Origin of the sequence: Fretibacterium fastidiosum, assembly GCF_000210715.1 — a bacterium.
GTDB classification, from domain to species: Bacteria; Synergistota; Synergistia; order Synergistales; family Aminobacteriaceae; genus Fretibacterium; species Fretibacterium fastidiosum.
Map to the genome: position 1 here is coordinate 67,589 of NC_021038.1, position 3,448 is coordinate 71,036.

Annotated in this window: 3 protein-coding genes; all 3 read left to right on the forward strand. The window is 68.1% G+C overall.

All coding sequences use genetic code 11. From position 1 onward, the window contains the following. The first annotated feature begins 91 nt into the window (after positions 1 to 91). The 3 genes from SY1_RS00330 to SY1_RS00340 are packed head-to-tail and all read left to right on the forward strand — an operon-like array spanning position 92 to position 2,990. Positions 92 to 1,297, forward strand: a complete 1,206-nt coding sequence (locus SY1_RS00330; protein ID WP_208872463.1) for a YibE/F family protein — start codon at positions 92 to 94, stop codon at positions 1,295 to 1,297. After that, entirely contained in the window at positions 1,290 to 2,243 is a 954-nt protein-coding gene (locus tag SY1_RS00335) for a Ppx/GppA phosphatase family protein (RefSeq protein WP_015555799.1), read from the forward strand. The genes SY1_RS00330 and SY1_RS00335 overlap by 8 nt, the downstream gene beginning before the upstream one ends. Before the next feature lie 42 nt (positions 2,244 to 2,285). Continuing rightward, positions 2,286 to 2,990: a lipid-binding SYLF domain-containing protein gene (locus tag SY1_RS00340; protein WP_015555800.1), complete on the forward strand. Its 705-nt coding sequence runs from the start codon at positions 2,286 to 2,288 to the stop codon at positions 2,988 to 2,990. The last annotated feature ends 458 nt before the right edge of the window (positions 2,991 to 3,448 follow it).

The following is a 3,448-nucleotide window of genomic DNA, read 5'->3' on the forward strand; positions in this document are numbered from 1 at the left end:
CGTCCGCCGCCCGTACAGGACATGCGGGCCATCGCGGTGGACCGGGGATGGACGCTTCCGGCGGACATCAGCTGCCCCGGTGAGGACGAAGATGGGGACGAATGAGAGGGAGCCCTCGATGCGCCGCCTCCTGGGGAGGCGGGGGCAGGTCCTGGGCCTGACCTTGCTGCGCCTGGCCGTGTCCCTGGCGGCCGCGGCGGCGGTCTATTGGGGGACGGACTACTGGACGACACGGATATGGAACTGCGAGGAGTCTCTGATCGTCCGCGTCCTTGGCATGGGTCCGGAGACTCCCGTCCCTCCCGCCCGTGGGGAGCAGGAGAGCTTCCCGACCCTTCAGAGGCAGCTCACGCTTTTGATCCTCACGGGGGATCAAAGGGGAGTGACGGCCAACGTCAAGGTCGTTCGGCTCGATGGGAGCGGGTTGGACCCCATCGAGGGGCGGCGCTACCTTCTGGTCCAGGACGTCTTCGAGGGGGGCGAAGTGCAGTACTCCATCGCCGACGCCTACCGCGTTCCGTCGCTCGTGGCCTTTGTCGCTGGCGTGTGCCTCTGCCTCCTGGCCCTCACCGGCGCGGCCGGCTTCTGGGCCCTGGCGGGCCTCGCCCTTTCGCTGGTCGTGCTCATCTGGGGGATGATCCCCCTCATGACCAGGGGGTGGAGCCCCATGGCCATGGCCTTCGCCGCGATCCTGCTCGTCTCGTCGGCCACGATCTTCTGCGTCGTCCGGCGTTCGTGCTACCGCAGCGCGGCCCTCCTGGGGAGCCTCAGCGGGGCCGGCTGCGGCTTTCTGCTGGGGGCGTTTATGGTGTGGGCGTGGCAGCTGTCGGGGCTCGCGGGGGAGGGGGCGGCCCTCCTGGCCTCCACCCTTCCGGGGATCGACATGCAGGGCATCCTCCTGGCCTCGATCCTGGTGAGCGCCATCGGCGCTGTGCTGGACGTCGCCGTCTCGGTGACGGCCTCCATGGCGGAACTGGTGAGCTACGCGCCGGACATCCCCCTGCGGCGGCTCTGGACGGCCGGCATCAGCGTGGGCAGCGAGGTGCTGGGGAGCATGATCAACACCCTGATCCTGGCCTACCTGGGTAGCTCGCTTCCGATGGCGATCCTGATCTGCAGCGCGGGGGCCAACCTTCTGGGGATCCTGAACGACCCCTACATCGGCCAGCAGATCGTGCAGAGCCTGGCCGGAACCGTGGGGCTCCTGTGCACCATCCCGACGACGGCCTTCTTCTTCGTGGTGCAGGAGGGCTGGAACCGCCGCCGGTCGGGCGCGACGGAGGCCCGGAATGGGTAGCACCGGAGGGGGCAGGGTCTGCGCGGCGGTGGACATCGGCAGCAACTCCATCAAGCTGAGGGTGGGGTGCTGCGCCGCTGGTGGGGTGCAGGTCCTCCTGGACACCACGGAGGTGGTGCGCCTCGGGGGCTGCCTCAGGGACGGGGCGATCCCGGAGGAGACGATGGGCAACGCCGTGCGGGTCGTCTCGGAGATGGTGGGCCGCGCCCGAAGGATGGGGGCGGAGCCCTGTCTGGTGGGCACCATGGCCCTGCGCGTCGCGGCCAACGCCCACGAGTTCTTGTCCCTGGTCCACCGGCGGACGGGGCTTGAGGTTCGGATCCTGTCCGGCGAGGAAGAGGCGAGCTACTCCTGGAAGGGGGCCTCGGCGGACTTCGCCCGAAACGGCGGGGACCTGGTCCTGTTCGACACCGGCGGCGGCAGCACGGAGTTCGTCTTCGGCCGGCGGGGGGCCGTCGAGAGGATTCAGAGCGTCCCCGTGGGAGCCGTCTCCCTGACGGAGCGCTTCTTCGCGGAGGACCCGCCTCCGAAGCTCGCCCTGGACGAGGCCATGGCCTGCGTTCGGGAGGCCCTGAGCGCGAACGGCATCGCCCGCGCCCACCCTGGGACGGCCCCGGCGGTCCTGGGCCTTGGCGGGGGCGCCGTCGCCATAGGCTCCGTAAAGGACGGCTCGGCGACCTTCATCCCCACGAGGCTGCACGGCATGATGCTGACCCGAAAGGACGTCGCGGAGCAGGTGGAGCTCTATGCGTCGCTCCCGCTGGCGGAGCGGCGGAGGATCGCGGGCCTGCCGGCCTCCCGCGCGGACATCGTCCTGGGCAGCGCCTGCATCATCCTCGGCGCCATGCGAGCCCTCGACGTGGAGTGCTTCACCCTCAGCATCAACGGTCTGCGCCACGGCGTGCTCCTCGAGATGTGCGAGGGGCCGCGTTCCGATGGGGAATAACAAATTCGGGGGCCTGCGAGCCCCACAGGAGGCGGAAAACACATGCGCACTATGAAGGTTCGTAAGGGGTTTTACGGTTTTCTGGCGGCGGTCCTGGCGGCGGCGGTCTGCGCCTCTGCCACGGACAGGGCCTGGGCGGCATCGGCTCAGGGGATCATCAGCGACTCTATCGACGTGCTGCACGACATGGCGAAGCAGGAGGACGCGGACGCCATGGCGGACGTCCTGAAGGACGCCCATGCGGTGGCGATCGTCCCGGCGATGGTGAAGGCGGGGCTGATCATCGGCGGCGAGTACGGCGAGGGGCTGATCCTGCGTCGGGAGAAGGGGCGGTGGTACGGCCCCAGCTACTACAACCTGGGCGGCGGGTCCCTGGGCCTGCAGATCGGGGCCCAGAAGATATCCCTCGTCCTGGTGGTCACCAACGAGGACGGGGTCCGCGCGTTTTTGAACAGTCGGACGAAGCTGGGCGCCGACGTGTCCGTGGCCGCCGGCCCCACAGGACGCCGCGCCGAGGCGGCGACGGACGCGCAGGCCAGGGCCTCCATCTACAGCTACTCCATGACGAAGGGCCTCTTCGCCGGGGTGTCGCTGGAGGGCTCGGTGATCAGCGTCAGCGTCAAGCGCAACGAGGACTACTGGAAGAAGAAGCTCAGCGCGGACGACGCCCTGAAGCAGCCGGCGAAGGACAAGCGGATTCTGCCGCTTACGGGCGCCCTGGACAACCTGGCCAGGAAGGCGCGATAGGGCTCGGGAGCCTTGTCGCGGCGGGTTGCGCTGCGGCTCCTGAAACTTTGAGGCCCTGCTGTCAATCGCTGGAGAAAAAACCAAATCCGAAGGCAAAATTTTTAACGTGCGTCGGACGCCGGTTTTGCACGTTTTCTGCTGCCCCTGACGGGTGAAAGGTCATGCCAATTCGCGTTTAATACGGATTGCCTCCCCTGAAAGGGGAGGTGCCGCCAAGGGCGGCGGAGGGGTTCAGCCAGACGACCGGCCTCACGCAAGCCGATCTTTGGGGAGGATTGCGGCGGCCGGTCGGTCGGCTGAGGGCGAAGGAAGTCCGGGGGACTTCCGTAGCTCAGCCAGACGACGCAGCTTATGCAATCGCGTCAGCGATTGCAGCGCTGCGTTGGTCGGCTGTGCCGAAGCAAGGCAATGGATTGCCTTGTGGAGGCGTTGATGGGGAATGTCAGACAGGCGCCCCA

Bases quoted from the DNA above. Each gene is read 5' to 3' on its own strand.
- SY1_RS00335 (WP_015555799.1), top strand. From the start codon at position 1,290: ATGGGTAGCACCGGAGGGGGCAGGGTCTGCGCGGCGGTGGACATCGGC.
- SY1_RS00340 (WP_015555800.1), top strand. From the start codon at position 2,286: ATGCGCACTATGAAGGTTCGTAAGGGGTTTTACGGTTTTCTGGCGGCG.
- SY1_RS00330 (WP_208872463.1), top strand. From the start codon at position 92: ATGGGGACGAATGAGAGGGAGCCCTCGATGCGCCGCCTCCTGGGGAGG.